Below are 14,938 nucleotides of genomic sequence, written 5' to 3'. Positions count from 1 at the left end.
CCCGGGTTTCAGTAATGCGGTGGAGGCGCCTCTTGCTCGAACGAGTCGAACTGCCCGACCATTTCCTCTTGCCGCTTGAGCAGCGCGGCCATCTGCAGTTGCAGGCGCTCGACCACCCGTTGTTGCGCCACCAGTACATCATTCAATGCCTGGATGGTGTCATCCTGAAAAGCCAGGCGGCTTTCCAGATCGGTAACGCGTTCTTCCAGGCTCATGGCTCAAACCTCCAGAAACGTAAAGTCATTGGTCAACACCAGACGCAAACGTTCGCGAATAGCCGCAATTTGCTCGCCAGCGTAGGGCTTGGCCGGGTGTTTGCCCCAAACCGGAGCCGGCCAGGCGGCATCCCCTTGAGTGCGTACGATGACGTGCATGTGTAACTGACTGACCATATTGCCCAGGGTCGCAACGTTCATCTTGTCCGCGTCGAACAAGCTTTTGAGTATTTGCGCCAGAGCGCTGGTTTCCTGCCAAAGCAGCTGCTGGTCTGCGACATCCAACTGAAATATTTCGCTGATAGCCTCACGACGAGGCACCAGGATGAACCAGGGATAGTTCGAGTCATTGGACAGCAGCAGCCGGCACAAGGGGAAATCCCCGATCGGCAATGTGTCTTGTTGAAGTCGTGGATCTAGGGCGAACACTGTGCGCACTCCGGTCGGATCATCATTTTCAGCTTAGCGCCCCTCCCGAAGGATCGCGCACCAAGCGACTGGACGGCAGCATACCTGCGAACGCAGCCGGCTTCACGACGAACCCTGCAAAGGTCTAACCGGAACCCACAACCGCGCCCCGACTTGAAACACTTTTTGCCAGGACGCACCACATCAGAACCATCTTGTGAAAAAAAGTGTGCAAATGACTGAACAATAAGGAAGTGTTCGCTTCACACCCATGGGTATTCTGGGTAAATTCACCACGAGCGTTGAAATTTTTTGCACCAAAATCGCACAGACGGTCTACGCTGGATGCTTCGACATCCGCCGAATACCCACTGGCGGTGTGAACCGGTAACATTTTTGCGTGTCAGGTTTCGACCCGACTGCGCAACATGATGCAAAGTTCGACGTCAAGCCATAACGACGCCCCCTTGATCCCCCCGGTTTCATGAGGTCTTTACGGCATTTGGCGGAGCATCAGAAAAAATTGGCAACAGATTCATGATTTGTGCACGTTTGTTGCATTCACACCCACATCGCCTGCGATGCATCCGCTGGAAGTGGATTCATTGAAGGCAAATAACACAGTGGCAGGGTAGCCCAAGGGAGATTCAGCGTTTCACCAGGGACTCTTTTTGGCACTCAGATTCAGAAAAAAAGTATTGACGTTGTCAACCCGGATGCGTCGGGGTTGTAGATTTGCGACATCTACCAAGCTCTTTGCGACAGGGTCGTAAAGAAGCCGAAAGGATGGATGCGCAAGTATCGCCAACATTGTCGGCGTGATATAAGTTTGCGCCGACACAAAAAGAAAGAGCCGCCCAGATAATAAAACAGGTGGGACGGCAGTACTCTTCTAAAACCAAAGGAGCAAATCACGATGCGCGTGATGAAGTGGAGCATGATCGCACTGGCAGTTGCAGCAGCAGCCAGTACTCAGTTGGCTACGGCCGCACCTTTCGTAAGTGACCAGGCTGAAGCCAAAGGTTTTGTTGAAGACAGCACGCTGAACTTGCTGGTTCGCAACTACTACTTCAACCGTGATAACAAAGATGGCGGCAACGACCAGAAAGACTGGACCCAGGGCATCTGGGGCAACTACAGCTCCGGTTACACCCAGGGCCTGATCGGCGTTGGCGTTGATGCATTCGGTTACCTGGCAATCAAACTGGACGGTAGCGACGGCACCGGCGGCACCGGCAACATGAGCCGTGACGCTGATGGCGAAGTTAACGACAGCCAGGGCAAAGCCGGCGGCGCAGTTAAATTCCGCGTATCGAAAACCGAGCTGAAAGTCGGCGAAATGCAGCCAAGCACTGCTCCAGTGTTCGCTGTGGGCGGTTCCCGTATCCTGCCGCAAACTGCAACCGGTATCCAACTGCAAAGCAGCGAGATCAAAGACCTTGACCTCGAAGCCGGTCACTTCTACTCGGCGAGCAGCCAGGACAAAAACGCCAGTGACGGTGGCCTGTGGGCAACCTACGCTGGTGAAGAAGCCAACAAAATCGATTACTTCGGTGGCAAATACGGCTTCACCGACAACCTGAGCGCATCGCTGTACGGCGCCAAGCTGGAAGACATCTGGAACCAGTACTACGCCAACCTGAACTACACCATTCCATTCACCGACAGTGAGTCGTTGAACCTGGACGGTAACATCTACAACACCAAAGACACTGGTGATGCCAAAGCCGGCGACATCAGCAACACCACGTTCTCCCTGGCTGCTGCTTTCTCGTTCCTGAAAGCACACACCATTACCCTGGGCTTCCAGAAGGTCAACGGCGACACTCCGTTCGACTACATCGGTGTGGGCAAGAACAACCGCGGTGGCGACTCGATCTTCCTCGCCAACTCCATCCAGTACTCTGACTTCAACGCACCAAACGAGAAGTCTGCCCAGGTTCGTTACGACCTGAAAATGGCTGAGTACGGCGTTCCAGGTCTGAGCTTCATGACCCGTTACGTGAAAGGCTGGGACATCGACGGTACCAACACTCCGGCCAACAGCGCTTACGCTGGCCTGTACGGTGCAGATGGCAAGCACAACGAAACCAACTTCGAAGCCAAGTACGTTGTACAGACTGGCCCGGCAAAAGACCTGTCCTTCCGTATTCGTCAGGCATGGCACTTCGCTAACGCCGACCAGGGCGAAGGCGACGTGAAAGAGTTCCGTTTCATCGTCGACTACCCGCTGTCGGTTTTGTAATCGCATCCAGTTAGTTTGCGGTAACAAACAAAAAGGCCCATCTTCGGATGGGCCTTTTTTTATTGCTTGCCTGACCACAAAGTCAGGCAGTGACGACTACCCGTATTACTGCACGGCAGATTCCTGAACCACACGAATAACGCGCTGTGGAAATGGAATATCGATGCCGGCATCTCTGAGGCGATCACGGGATTGCTCATTGAACATGAACAACACATCCCAGTAATCGGCAGTTTTAACCCAAACACGCAGCGATACAGTGATCGAGCTGTCACCCAGGGTCGAAATCACCGCCTGAGGTTCCGGATCAGTCAGCACACGTGGGTCCTTGGCCAGATCCAGCAACACTTGACGGGCCTTTTGCAGGTCCGCTTCGTAATCGACACCCACATCAAATACGACTTTGCGGGTCGGTTGACGGTTCGTGTTGGTAATGATGCCATTGGACAGATTGCCGTTGGGCACAATGATGGTCTTGTTGTCGCCAGTGCGCAGTACCGTGTGGAAAATCTGGATGCTGTCGACGGTGCCTGCAACACCTTGGGCCTCGATCCAGTCACCGATACGAAACGGACGGAACAACAGAATCAGCACGCCACCGGCGAAGTTCGCCAGGCTGCCCTGCAGCGCCAGACCAATGGCCAGGCCCGCGGCACCGATTGCCGCCACGAACGATGTGGTTTCCACACCGATCATCGACGCCACGCTGACGATCAGCAAAACCTTGAGAATGATGTTGGCCAGGCTGCTGATAAAACCCTGCAACGCCAGATCGGCGTTGCGTAGCGCCAACAGGCCTCCGAGTTTTTGCGTGACCTTGTTGATCAGCCACCAGCCAATGGCCAGGGTGAGCACGGCCAGCAGCACACGACTGCTGTACTCCATGATCATCGGGATCCAGGTCTGGGACACCTTGACCAGATTGTCTACTTCGGCATTTAAGTCCATCTGCTTACTCCTGTTTCCGGCTACTGTTTGCGGCTATCCGGCACGCGAAAAATAAAGCGGCAGAAAGATCGAACCGCTACGGGCTCAATCGTTTCTGCCGTTGCTTGGGCCTCCGACGCCAAAAACGCCGAGAGGTTCCCACCCCGAAGGTCAGTCGCGGAAGTTGTTGAACTGCAGCGGCATCCCGAACTCCTTGGCGCGCAGCGCTGCAATGGCCTCCTGCAGATCGTCACGCTTCTTGCCGGTAATGCGCACTTGCTCACCCTGAATGGCGGCCTGGACCTTGAGCTTGGCGTCTTTGACGTGAGCGACGATTTTCTTCGCCATCTCCTTGTCGATGCCTTCCTTGAGGACGGCTTCCTGCTTCATCAGCTTGCCCGAGGCAAAAGCATCCTTGACCTCAAGGCACTGCACATCGATCTTGCGCTTGACCAGCGCCAGCTTGAGGATCTCAATCATCGCCTCAAGCTGGAAATCCGCTTCAGCGGTGAGGTTGACGGTCAGGTCTTTTTCCTTGAACTCGAAGCTGCCCTTGCCTTTCAGGTCATAACGACGATCGAGTTCCTTGACGGCGTTCTCGACCGCGTTGGTGACTTCGTGTTTGTCCAGTTCGGATACCACGTCGAACGACGGCATGTAATCTCTCCAAATATTAAGGCGCGTCGGTGGAACACGCCTGGCTTGCGGTTAAAATCCGCGCTGATTATAACGGGTCTTTCCCATCATTCACTGCGAGCCTCGGATGCGCGCCTTAAACAGAGCAAAAAGCTGATGTCCACTACCTGGCATGTCCTGGGCGCCGGCAGCCTCGGCACGTTATGGGCGACTCGTCTGGCCCGGGCCGCAGCCCCGGTCCGCCTTATACTGCGCGACGCCGCGCGGTTGCGGTCCTATGAGGCGGCCGGCGGGCTGACGCTGGTAGAAAACGGTGAAGCCCGACGCTACGCCGTGCCCGCCGAGACACCCGACAGCAGCGAACCGATCCACCGCCTGCTGGTGGCCTGTAAAGCCTACGATGCGCAAAGCGCGGTGGCCCGTCTGGCTCCACGCCTGGCACCCGGCGCCGAGCTGATCCTGTTGCAAAACGGTCTTGGCAGTCAGGACGCCGTGGCGGCGCAGGTCCCACAGGCGCGCTGTGTTTACGCGTCGAGTACCGAAGGCGCATTTCGCGACGGCGACTGGCGAGTGGTGTTCGCCGGGCACGGCTTTACCTGGTTGGGAGACGTCAGCCATCCAGTGGCGCCCATCTGGCTGGACGATCTGAACGCCGCCGGCATCCCGCACGAGTGGAGCACCGAAATTCTCACGCGACTGTGGAGAAAGCTCGCCCTCAACTGCGCGATCAATCCACTGACAGTGCTTCACGATTGTCGCAATGGCGGTTTGCAAGATCATCACTGTGAGGTCGCCACCCTGTGCGGCGAACTGACAGAGTTGCTTGAGCGTTGCGGCCAGCCGGCCGCGGCAGAGAATCTGCAACAGGAAGTTGAACGGGTGATACAGGCAACCGCCGCCAATTTCTCATCGATGCACCAGGACGTGGCGAGTCAGCGCCGTACCGAGATCAACTACCTGCTGGGCTACGCCTGCAAAGTTGCAACCCGTCACCAGTTGAATCTGCCCCACCTCAATGGGCTTGAAGCAAGGTTGATCGATCATCTGCACCGCCTTGGATTGCCCAGCGACTGAGCAGCGGCTACGCTGGCCACTTGTTCCTTTGCAGCGATCAACCTGATGCCATTGCGCCAGCGCCTCGAAAACCTGCCTGTCGGTCAGAAACTGCTGGCCGCCCTGCTGGTGCTATTGACCACTGTTCTGCTGGTCGCCAACCTGACGTTTATCAGCGCCGCCTACTACATCTCCCAGGCGAGCATGGCGCCCCAGGCCCTGCAGACCATCGGCCGACTGGTTTCCAACCCGAGCCTGGCATCAGAGGCTGTAGAGTCACCGCAAAGCGCCGAACGCCTGCTCAATGAACTCAATAGCTATTCTCCGCTACGCGCGGCAGCGATATACGACGGCAAAGGTGAACGCCTTGCGCAGCTGCAGCACGGCGACAAACTCGAACTGCCGAAACATTCCCGGCACATCGAAGCCTGGCAGACCACCGAGTTTCGCAGCAATCAAGTCATCACCCTGCCCCGCCCCGGCGCCGCGCCCGGCCACCTGTTGCTGGTGGCCAGCAGTGAGCTGCCGATGGCGTTCTACACCGGAACCCTGACCGCCAGCCTCGGCATCCTGATCTTCAGTGTGCTGTTGTGGCTGGTGATTGCCCGCCAGATCAAGCGTCTGATTACCCGGCCGATCCATCAACTCGAAGAGTTGTCCCGACAGGTGACCCGCGAAGAGAACTACGCCCTGCGCGCGTCCCGTGGCAACCACGACGAAATCGGCAGCCTCGCCGAAGCCTTCAACACCATGCTCTCGCGAATCGAGGCAAGGGAGCAGCAGCTCAAACGGGCCCGGGACGACTCACAGCAAGCCTATGACCAGGCCCAGGGGCTCGCCGAGGAAACCCGCCATACCAACCGCAAGCTGGAACTCGAAGTCCAGGTGCGCAGCAAGATCGAGAAGAAGCTCACCGGTTTCCAGAACTACCTCAATAGCATCATCGACTCCATGCCGTCGGCGCTGATTGCCCTCGACGAGCAGCTCTACGTGACCCAATGGAACCAGGAGGCCAGCGCCCTGTCCGGGACCCGCCTGGATGAAGCCTTGAATCAGCCGATCTACCTCGCTTTCGAACCGCTCAAGCCGTTTTTACCCCAGCTCAAGCAAACCGTCGAACAACATACAGTGGCGAAAATCGAACGTGTTACCTGGGTCAAGGACGACGAGCCCCGCCACTACGCCCTGACGTTCTACCCGTTAATGGGCGGCGCCGGGCGTGGCGTGGTCATTCGGATCGACGACATTACCCAGCGCCTGTCGCTGGAAGAAATGATGGTGCAGTCGGAGAAAATGCTATCGGTGGGCGGCCTGGCCGCCGGCATGGCCCACGAAATCAACAACCCCTTGGGGGCGATCCTGCACAACGTACAGAACATCCGTCGCCGCCTGTCACCGGAACTGCCGAAGAATCTCGAAATGGCCGAGCAGGCAGGCATCGATCTGGCGACGGTCAACCAGTATCTGCAAGTGCGCGAAGTGCCACAGTTGCTCGACGGCATCCAGCAGGCCGGGGCCCGGGCGGCAAAGATCGTCACCCACATGCTCAGCTTCAGCCGTCGCAGCACCCGGCAAATGGCCCCCTGTGATCTGCCGGCGCTGATCGACCAGGCCGTTGAAATCGCCGGTAACGACTTCGACCTGGCCATCGGTTTTGACTTCAAGGGCCAGGCAATCATTCGTCAGTTCGATCCCGCGCTGGGCCCGGTGCCCGGCACCGCCAACGAACTGGAGCAAGTGCTGCTCAATCTGCTGAAAAACGCAGCCCAGGCCATCCACCAGCGTGAAGACGACAGTGAGCCGGGGCGGATCATTCTGCGCACACGGCTCAACCCGCCCTGGGCGGAAATCCAGGTCGAGGACAACGGCATCGGCATGACCGAAAACGTACGTAAACGCACCTTCGAGCCTTTCTTCACCACCAAGGAAATCGGCCAGGGCACTGGCCTTGGCCTGTCGGTGTCATACTTCATCATCACCAACAACCACAAGGGCCAGATGGAAGTGCAATCGTCCGTGGGCCAGGGCACTTGTTTCACCTTGCGCCTGCCCTTGGCGAGCGGCACCCCGCTTGTCTCCCAGGAAATCAAACAGCTTTCGAGGTAACCATGGGCTTTCGCCTGTCGAAAATTTACACCCGCACCGGCGACAAAGGCGAGACCGGCCTGGGCGACGGCCGTCGCGTGCCCAAGGACCACCCTCGGATCGAGGCCATTGGCGAAGTCGATTCGCTGAACAGTCAGGTTGGCGTACTGCTTGCCGGGTTGGCGGCGCAACGTGCCGAGTATCCCGGCTTGAATGAAGTGATCGAGGTGCTGGCGCCGTGTCAGCATCGATTGTTCGACCTCGGTGGTGAACTGGCGATGCCGGTGTATCAGGCGCTCAATGGGCTGGAAATCGAACGGCTGGAAGCGGCGATCGATGTGTGGAACGAAGAGTTGGGGCCGCTGGAAAATTTCATTCTGCCAGGAGGCTCTGCGCTGATTGCCCAGGCCCATGTCTGCCGTAGCCTGGCGCGCAGTGCCGAGCGGCGGTGTCAGCAATTGAATGCGATCGAGCCGCTGACCGGGGTTGGCTTGGCGTATATCAATCGGTTGTCGGATCTGTTGTTTGTGGTGGCGCGGTTGATTGCCAAGCGTCAGGGGATTGCGGAGATTCTCTGGCAAGCGGCGGCGAAGCCTGGGGTTTAGGCGATGCCTGTCAGGCCGTCTTCGCGAGCAAGCCCGCTCCCACAGTGGATCGTATTTCTCCAATAAGAACTCGATCTAATGTGGGAGCGGGCTTGCTCGCGAAGAGGCCGGCTGCATGGGCACAGAATCAGCTTTCAGGCCAAAACGCCCGAATCCCCGCCACACCTTGTGCACCTGCTTGCCAAGCCTTCTGTTGCTCCGCCGGGCCAACACCGCCCAACAGAAACACCGGCTTGCTGAAGCCATCGATCAAGCCCGAAGCCCGCTCCCACCCCAACGGCTCAGCCCCCGGATGAGTCAAGGTCGGCTGCACCGGTGACAGCGTCACAAAATCCACCCCCATCTGCTCCGCCAGTGCCAGCTCTTCAGCGTCATGGCATGAAGCCGCCAGCCAGCGCGATGCGGGCAACGGCCGGCCGGCAGCGGCGTACTTGCGCAGCTGAGCAGAAGTAATGTGCCAACCGGCAGCCGGAAAGTCCCCCAGCCATTCGAACGGCCCCTTGATCATCAACTGCGCCTTGCCGGCACACAGGCCCACGGCATCCACCGCCAGGTCGCGATACTTGGGATCGTAGCCGTTCGGTGCCCGCAGCTGAATCAGCTTGATGCCGCTGGCAATGGCTTTCTGGATACCGCGCAACAAGGCCGGGGTTTCCAGATCCTCGGGAGTGATCAGGTACTGTGCCGGTAACCGCGCTGCGGCGACAATTGGCTGATTCGCTGCCGGGAACTCATAGCTCGACAGGTCGCGAGGCGCAACCCAGGCCAGCGGCTGCCCTTCGGCGCCGTGGGGTTCGCCGGTGAACGCCGAGACTTCCCAGACATCAAGCAACACCTGCTTGTCCGGGTAATCATGGCGGACCTTGATCAGCGGACGCGCCGCACCGACCACAATTCCCAGTTCTTCATGGAGCTCACGGGCCAGCGCGGTTTCTACCGATTCATCGGCCTCGACCTTGCCGCCCGGAAACTCCCACAGACCACCTTGGTGCTGAGTATCGGCACGGCGGGCAATCAGGATCTGGCCACTGCTGTCACGGATGACGGCGGCGGCGACGTGTACAGGTTTCACTGTTGCATCTCCTCCAGTCCTGCCTTCTGCCAGGCCTTGAAGGCCGGCCATTGGTAGAGGGTTTCGACATAAGCTTCGTCGGCAGCCGGCAGCGATACCTGATAGGTACGCAGGCGCACGGCGATCGGGGCGAAGAACGCATCGGCCAGGCTCACGCGACCAAACAGGTACGGCCCGGCTTCGGTGGCAACGGCACGGCATTCAGCCCATAACGCCAACATACGCTCGATATCGGCGCTCACTTCAGGCGGCACCGGGTTCAGCGGTGCGTCGTGGCTCAGATCGAACGGCATATGGTTGCGCATGGCGAAAAAGCCGCTGTGCATTTGCGCACAGGCGGATCGGGCCTGAGCACGGGCGACGATGTCGGTCGGCCAGAGTTGTTCGCCAGGAAACTGCTCCGCCAGGTATTCGGCAATCGCCAATGAGTCGGCGATGGTGACGCGAGCCGTTTGCAGCAGCGGTACCTTGCCGGTCGGCGAATGCTTGAGCAAGCGCTCACGGGTGTCGGGTTGGTTCAGCTTGATCAGCTCTTCGGTGTAGGGGGCGCCAGTCAGATCCAGGGCCAGGGCGCCGCGCAGGGACCAGGAGGAAAGCAGTTTGTCGCCGATGATCAGGTGCAGGCTCATGTTCGGGACCTTTTGATGAAAGGAACGATTCAGTCCAGGTAGAGACTGGCCGTCCGCCTTCGCGAGCAAGCCCGCTCCCACAGTAGATTTTCACTGAACACTGTATTTGTGTACGGCTGGGTCCAATGTGGGAGCGGGCTTGCTCGCGAACGGGCCGACTCGGTCTCTAGCCGGATTAAGTACGGTATTCGGCGTTGATCTTCACGTACTCATGGGACAGGTCGGTGGTCCAGATGGTTTCGCTGCAGTCCCCGCGACCCAGCTCGATGCGGATGGTGATCTCTTCCTGCTGCATCACCGCCGCGCCCTGGGCTTCGGTATAGGTCGCAGCACGCGCGCCACGGCTGGCGATGCACACCTCACCGAGGAACACATCGATCTTGCTCACGTCCAGGTCCGGTACGCCGGCACGGCCGACGGCGGCGAGGATACGGCCCCAGTTCGGGTCGGAGGCGAACAACGCAGTCTTGATCAGCGGCGAGTGGGCCACGGTGTAACCAACGTCCAGGCATTCCTGATGATTGCCGCCGCCGTTGACTTCAACGGTGACAAATTTAGTCGCGCCTTCGCCGTCACGAACGATGGCCTGGGCCACGTCCATGCACACTTCGAACACCGCCTGCTTCAACTTGGCGAACAGCTCACCTTCGGCGCGGGTGATTTCCGGCAGCGCCGCCTGACCGGTGGCGATCAGCATGCAGCAGTCGTTGGTCGAGGTGTCGCCATCGATGGTGATGCGGTTGAACGACTTGTTGGCGCCGTCCAGCATCAGGTTTTGCAGCACATCGCGCGAAACTTTGGCGTCGGTGGCGATGTAGCCGAGCATGGTCGCCATGTTCGGACGAATCATCCCGGCGCCTTTGCTGATGCCGGTGACGGTGATGGTCACGCCGTCATGCTGGAACTGGCGGCTGGCCCCCTTGGGCAGGGTATCGGTGGTCATGATGCCGGTGGCGGCAGCTTCCCAGTTATTGATCGACAGGTCGTCGAGGGCGGCCTGCAGCGCGCCTTCGATTTTCTCGACCGGCAGTGGCTCGCCGATCACACCCGTGGAGTACGGCAGCACCAGGCTGGCATCCACACCGGTCAGCTCGGCCAGCTTCGCGCAAGTGCGCTCGGCAGCCGCCAGGCCTGGCTCGCCGGTACCGGCGTTGGCATTGCCGGTGTTGGTCAGCAGATAACGGACAGGGCCTTGCACACGCTGCTTGGCCAGGATCACCGGAGCTGCGCAAAAGGCGTTCAGGGTGAACACGCCGGCAACGGTCGAGCCTTCGGCACAGCGCATGACCACAACATCCTTGCGTCCCGGACGCTTGATGCCGGCCGAGGCAATACCGAGTTCAAAACCGGCAACCGGGTGCAACGTTGGCAAAGGACCAAGACCAACAGCCATGAATGCGCTCCTCAATGAGTAAAGTCAGCACCGCTTCAGGAAAACGGTGATTGAAATGGTAAAACGCCGCGACGGCATAAGCCGGTCGCGGCGCGGGTATTTCAGCGATTGAAACGGGTTTACTGGATCTGCCCGTGGCAATGCTTGTATTTCTTGCCCGAACCGCAGTAGCACAATTCGTTACGGCCCAGCTTCTGCTCGTTGCGTACCGGTGCGGCGGCGAGGGCCACATCGACCTCTTCGCCCAACACTTCCGGCTGCTCCAGGCCTGGAGCTTCTTCATGCAGGAACTGCATGCGTGCCGCCAGTGCTTCGGCCTCCTGACGCAGGCGCGCCTCTTCTTCGACCGGATCTTCGCGACGAACCTGCACGTGCGACAGCACACGAATCGAGTCGCGCTTGATCGAATCCAGCAGCTCGGAGAACAGCGTGAACGACTCGCGCTTGTATTCCTGCTTCGGGTTCTTCTGGGCATAACCACGCAGGTGGATGCCGTGACGCAGGTGGTCCATGGTCGACAGGTGGTCTTTCCACAGGTCGTCCAGTACGCGCAGAACGATTTGCTTCTCGAAGGTGCGCAGCGCCTCGGCGCCCGCCTGGTCTTCTTTCTCGTTGTACGCAGCGATCAGTTCCTGCATCAGCTTCTCGCGCAGGGTTTCTTCGTACAGGTGATCGTCTTCGTCAAGCCACTGCTGGATCGGCAATGCCACGCCGAAATCGCTCTGCAATGCAGCTTCCAGACCGGCCACGTCCCACTGCTCAGGCAGCGATTGCGGCGGAATGTGTGCGCTGACGGTAGCGTTGAGCACGTCTTGACGGAAGTCGGCGATGGTTTCACCGATGTTGTCCGCGGCCAGCAACGTGTTACGCATGTGATAGATCACTTTACGCTGTTCGTTGTTGACGTCGTCGAACTCGAGCAGTTGCTTACGAATGTCGAAGTTGCGGCCTTCAACCTTGCGCTGGGCCTTTTCGATGGCGTTGGTCACCATGCGGTGCTCGATCGCCTCGCCTGGCTGCATGCCCAGGGCCTTCATGAAGTTCTTCACCCGGTCAGAGGCGAAGATGCGCATCAGGCTGTCTTCCAGCGACAGGTAGAAGCGGCTGGAACCGGCGTCACCCTGACGGCCGGCACGACCACGCAGCTGGTTGTCGATACGACGCGATTCGTGACGCTCGGAGGCGATCACCTGCAAACCACCCGACTCGAGCACTTGCTGGTGACGCTTCTGCCAGTCGGCCTTGATCTGGGCGATCTGCTCAGGGGTCGGGTCTTCGAGGGAGGCAACCTCCACTTCCCAGTTGCCGCCCAACAGGATGTCAGTACCACGACCGGCCATGTTGGTGGCGATGGTCAGTGCACCCGGGCGACCGGCCTGGGCGATGATCTCGGCTTCCTTTTCGTGGAACTTGGCGTTCAGAACCTTGTGTTCGATGCCTTCCTTCACGAGCAGGCTGGACATGTGCTCGGAGGTTTCGATGGTCGCAGTACCCACCAGCACCGGACGACCGGCCGCCATGCTTTCCTTGATGTCGGCGACGATTGCCGCGTATTTCTCTTCGGCGGTCAGGAACACCAGGTCGTTGTAGTCCTTACGGGCCAACGGCTTGTTCGGCGGAATGACCATGACCTGCAGGCCGTAGATCTGATGGAACTCGAACGCTTCGGTGTCTGCGGTACCGGTCATGCCGGACAGCTTGTTGTACAGACGGAAGTAGTTCTGGAAGGTGGTCGACGCCAGGGTCTGGCTTTCGGCCTGGATGTTCAGGTTTTCCTTGGCTTCGATGGCCTGGTGCAGGCCTTCGGACAAGCGACGGCCCGGCATGGTGCGACCGGTGTGCTCGTCGACCAGGACAACCTGACCATCCTGCACGATGTATTCGACGTTGCGGTGGAACAGTTTGTGCGCGCGCAGACCGGCATAAACGTGTGTCAACAGACTCAGGTTATGCGCCGAGTACAGGCTTTCGCCTTCAGCCAACAGGCCGATGCTGGTCAATGTTTCTTCGACGTACTGGTGACCGGCTTCGTTGAGTTCGACCTGACGGCTCTTCTCGTCGATGGTGTAGTGACCGGCCTGGGTCACTTCGCCTTCCACCTCTTCGACGTGCAGCTTGAGCTGCGGAATAAGCTTGTTGACCTCGATGTACAGCTTGGAACTGTCCTCTGCCTGACCGGAAATGATCAGCGGGGTACGGGCTTCGTCGATGAGGATGGAGTCGACTTCGTCGATCACGGCAAAATTGAGTTCGCGCTGGAATTTTTCTTCCATGCTGAACGCCATGTTGTCGCGCAGGTAATCGAATCCGAATTCGTTGTTGGTGCCGTAGGTGATGTCGGCAGCGTAGGCAGCACGCTTCTCTTCCGGCGGCTGGAACGGCGTGACCACGCCGACCGTCAGGCCGAGGAATTCGTAGAGCGGGCGCATCCAGTTGGCGTCACGACGGGCCAGGTAGTCGTTCACCGTCACAACGTGCACGCCCTTGCCGGACAGCGCGTTGAGGTAAACGCCCAGCGTTGCCACCAGGGTCTTGCCTTCACCGGTACGCATTTCCGCGATCATGCCTTCATGCAAGGTCATGCCGCCGATCAGCTGGACATCGAAGTGGCGCATGCCCATGACGCGCTTGCCGGCTTCGCGGGCGACCGCAAAGGCTTCTGGCAGCAGCTTGTCGAGGGTTTCCCCTTTGGCGAAGCGGGCCTTGAACTCATCTGTCTTGGCACGCAATTGATCGTCCGAAAGGGCCACCATTTGCTCTTCGAAGGCATTGACGAATTGCACCGTCTTGAGCATGCGTTTGACTTCACGCTCGTTCTTGCTTCCAAAAAGTTTCTTTAACAAAGGCGCAAACATATCGGCAGGATCTTCCACACTAAAGGGATGGAGGGCGGCCCCGTGAGTCGCCCGTGCAGCCCTCATGGCCGCATGCGAACGAGCATTCTACCCGGAAACGGTGGTGAGGAAAGTGGCGTTATTCCACGATGCTGGCACAGCGCTGTGACGGGGCTCACTTAAAATAGGGGCGTTTTGCTGAACTTCAACCCACTCATGGCAGAAGTTACTTGTTGATTTAATGGGTAAAGCGCGCGCAAAGCAATGGGGCAGGTGCATTCCCTGCTTTCTGCTACCATGGCGCCTCTGTTACTTCAGGTGTCTGATCATGGCATTTCGCCCTCTTACGGCCAGAGCACCCGCCGTTCTGCTTCGCGAAGCCAAGCCGCTCAAAGCCATTCTCGGTCACGCACAACGCCTGGGGCATTTACAACGCCTGCTGGAAAGCCAGTTGCAGCCTGCTGCCCGTGAGCATTGTCATGTCGCGTCCTGGCGCGAAGGCAGTTTGTTGCTGATTGTCACCGACGGTCATTGGGCCACCCGCCTGCGTTACCAGCAAAAACGCCTGCAACGGCAACTGCAGATGTTCGACGAGTTCGCCAATCTGACGCGCATCCTGTTCAAGGTGCAGCCGCCTACCGTTCAGCGAGGCGCGACCGGGCATACGATGGATTTGTCCGTTGATGCGGCCGCGACCATTCAGGCCACGGCCGATGGTATCAGTGACCCCAATCTGCGGGCGGCGCTGGAGCGTTTGGCGGCGCATGCCAGACCCAGGACCTGATACAAATCCAATGTGGGAGCGGGCTTGCTCGCGAAGGCAGTGGGTCAGCCGA

The 14,938-nt window shown here is 58.9% G+C and carries 13 protein-coding genes; 5 read left to right on the top strand and 8 right to left on the bottom strand.

The window, feature by feature from the left end:
- Positions 1–8: 8 nt before the first annotated feature.
- Both ASE98_RS01390 and ASE98_RS01385 read right to left on the bottom strand, forming a co-directional pair.
- The gene (locus ASE98_RS01390) at positions 9–215 is read right to left on the bottom strand and encodes a SlyX family protein (RefSeq protein ID WP_060539641.1); all 207 of its coding nucleotides are present in this window, start codon (positions 213–215) and stop codon (positions 9–11) included.
- Positions 216–218: 3 nt separating this feature from the next.
- Complete coding sequence (locus tag ASE98_RS01385; RefSeq protein WP_060539640.1) at positions 219–644, bottom strand: HIT domain-containing protein; 426 nt, start codon at positions 642–644, stop codon at positions 219–221.
- 895 nt (positions 645–1,539) lie between these two features.
- Between ASE98_RS01385 and ASE98_RS01380 the strand changes: the two genes are divergently transcribed.
- Positions 1,540–2,868, top strand: coding sequence for an OprD family porin (locus ASE98_RS01380; RefSeq protein ID WP_060539639.1), 1,329 nt, complete (start codon positions 1,540–1,542; stop codon positions 2,866–2,868).
- A gap of 105 nt (positions 2,869–2,973) precedes the next feature.
- Here the strand turns inward: ASE98_RS01380 and ASE98_RS01375 are convergent, their stop codons facing one another.
- Positions 2,974–3,816, bottom strand: a complete 843-nt coding sequence (locus ASE98_RS01375) for a mechanosensitive ion channel family protein (protein ID WP_060539638.1) — start codon at positions 3,814–3,816, stop codon at positions 2,974–2,976.
- A 150-nt stretch (positions 3,817–3,966) separates the two neighbouring features.
- On the bottom strand, positions 3,967–4,452 hold the full coding sequence (locus tag ASE98_RS01370; RefSeq protein WP_060539637.1) for a YajQ family cyclic di-GMP-binding protein: 486 nt from the start codon (positions 4,450–4,452) through the stop codon (positions 3,967–3,969).
- A gap of 135 nt (positions 4,453–4,587) precedes the next feature.
- Here ASE98_RS01370 and ASE98_RS01365 point away from each other — a divergent pair, with 135 nt between their 5' ends.
- Genes ASE98_RS01365 through ASE98_RS01355 form a run of 3 tightly spaced genes read left to right on the top strand, consistent with a single transcriptional unit; the run spans position 4,588 to position 8,174 of the window.
- Positions 4,588–5,505, top strand: coding sequence for a putative 2-dehydropantoate 2-reductase (locus ASE98_RS01365; protein ID WP_060539636.1), 918 nt, complete (start codon positions 4,588–4,590; stop codon positions 5,503–5,505).
- Between the two features lie 45 nt (positions 5,506–5,550).
- Positions 5,551–7,590 (top strand): sensor histidine kinase, encoded by a 2,040-nt coding sequence (locus ASE98_RS01360; protein WP_060539635.1) that lies wholly within the window; start codon positions 5,551–5,553, stop codon positions 7,588–7,590.
- Positions 7,591–7,592: 2 nt separating this feature from the next.
- Positions 7,593–8,174 (top strand): cob(I)yrinic acid a,c-diamide adenosyltransferase, encoded by a 582-nt coding sequence (locus ASE98_RS01355; RefSeq protein ID WP_060539634.1) that lies wholly within the window; start codon positions 7,593–7,595, stop codon positions 8,172–8,174.
- 127 nt (positions 8,175–8,301) lie between these two features.
- Here ASE98_RS01355 and ASE98_RS01350 read toward each other — a convergent pair whose 3' ends face one another.
- From ASE98_RS01350 to secA, 4 genes are all read right to left on the bottom strand, one after another.
- The gene (locus tag ASE98_RS01350) at positions 8,302–9,246 is read right to left on the bottom strand and encodes a Nudix family hydrolase (protein ID WP_060539633.1); all 945 of its coding nucleotides are present in this window, start codon (positions 9,244–9,246) and stop codon (positions 8,302–8,304) included.
- Positions 9,243–9,875, bottom strand: a complete 633-nt coding sequence (locus tag ASE98_RS01345) for a glutathione S-transferase family protein (protein WP_060539632.1) — start codon at positions 9,873–9,875, stop codon at positions 9,243–9,245. Before ASE98_RS01345 ends, ASE98_RS01350 begins: the two co-directional genes overlap by 4 nt.
- Positions 9,876–10,050: 175 nt before the next feature.
- A complete protein-coding gene (gene argJ / locus ASE98_RS01340) occupies positions 10,051–11,268 on the bottom strand; it encodes a bifunctional glutamate N-acetyltransferase/amino-acid acetyltransferase ArgJ (protein ID WP_060539631.1) in 1,218 nt (405 codons plus the stop codon).
- A gap of 119 nt (positions 11,269–11,387) precedes the next feature.
- Positions 11,388–14,123, bottom strand: coding sequence for a preprotein translocase subunit SecA (gene secA / locus ASE98_RS01335; RefSeq protein WP_060539630.1), 2,736 nt, complete (start codon positions 14,121–14,123; stop codon positions 11,388–11,390).
- Positions 14,124–14,430: 307 nt separating this feature from the next.
- Here secA and ASE98_RS01330 point away from each other — a divergent pair, with 307 nt between their 5' ends.
- Positions 14,431–14,886, top strand: coding sequence for a DUF721 domain-containing protein (locus ASE98_RS01330; RefSeq protein WP_060539629.1), 456 nt, complete (start codon positions 14,431–14,433; stop codon positions 14,884–14,886).
- Positions 14,887–14,938: the final 52 nt, after the last annotated feature.

The sequence above is a fragment of the Pseudomonas sp. Leaf48 genome (assembly GCF_001421885.1).
Lineage (GTDB): Bacteria > Pseudomonadota > Gammaproteobacteria > Pseudomonadales > Pseudomonadaceae > Aquipseudomonas.
Note: the sequence above shows the minus strand (reverse complement) of the source record. Positions and strands in the feature narration are given on the sequence as shown.

What these genes read in the sequence shown, in the direction of transcription:
- ASE98_RS01390 (WP_060539641.1), bottom strand. Translation starts at nt 215, where the DNA reads ATGAGCCTGGAAGAACGCGTTACCGATCTGGAAAGCCGCCTGGCTTTT.
- ASE98_RS01380 (WP_060539639.1), top strand. Translation starts at nt 1,540, where the DNA reads ATGCGCGTGATGAAGTGGAGCATGATCGCACTGGCAGTTGCAGCAGCA.
- ASE98_RS01375 (WP_060539638.1), bottom strand. Translation starts at nt 3,816, where the DNA reads ATGGACTTAAATGCCGAAGTAGACAATCTGGTCAAGGTGTCCCAGACC.
- ASE98_RS01370 (WP_060539637.1), bottom strand. Translation starts at nt 4,452, where the DNA reads ATGCCGTCGTTCGACGTGGTATCCGAACTGGACAAACACGAAGTCACC.
- ASE98_RS01365 (WP_060539636.1), top strand. Translation starts at nt 4,588, where the DNA reads ATGTCCACTACCTGGCATGTCCTGGGCGCCGGCAGCCTCGGCACGTTA.
- ASE98_RS01360 (WP_060539635.1), top strand. Translation starts at nt 5,551, where the DNA reads ATGCCATTGCGCCAGCGCCTCGAAAACCTGCCTGTCGGTCAGAAACTG.
- ASE98_RS01355 (WP_060539634.1), top strand. Translation starts at nt 7,593, where the DNA reads ATGGGCTTTCGCCTGTCGAAAATTTACACCCGCACCGGCGACAAAGGC.
- ASE98_RS01345 (WP_060539632.1), bottom strand. Translation starts at nt 9,875, where the DNA reads ATGAGCCTGCACCTGATCATCGGCGACAAACTGCTTTCCTCCTGGTCC.
- argJ (WP_060539631.1), bottom strand. Translation starts at nt 11,268, where the DNA reads ATGGCTGTTGGTCTTGGTCCTTTGCCAACGTTGCACCCGGTTGCCGGT.
- secA (WP_060539630.1), bottom strand. Translation starts at nt 14,123, where the DNA reads ATGTTTGCGCCTTTGTTAAAGAAACTTTTTGGAAGCAAGAACGAGCGT.
- ASE98_RS01330 (WP_060539629.1), top strand. Translation starts at nt 14,431, where the DNA reads ATGGCATTTCGCCCTCTTACGGCCAGAGCACCCGCCGTTCTGCTTCGC.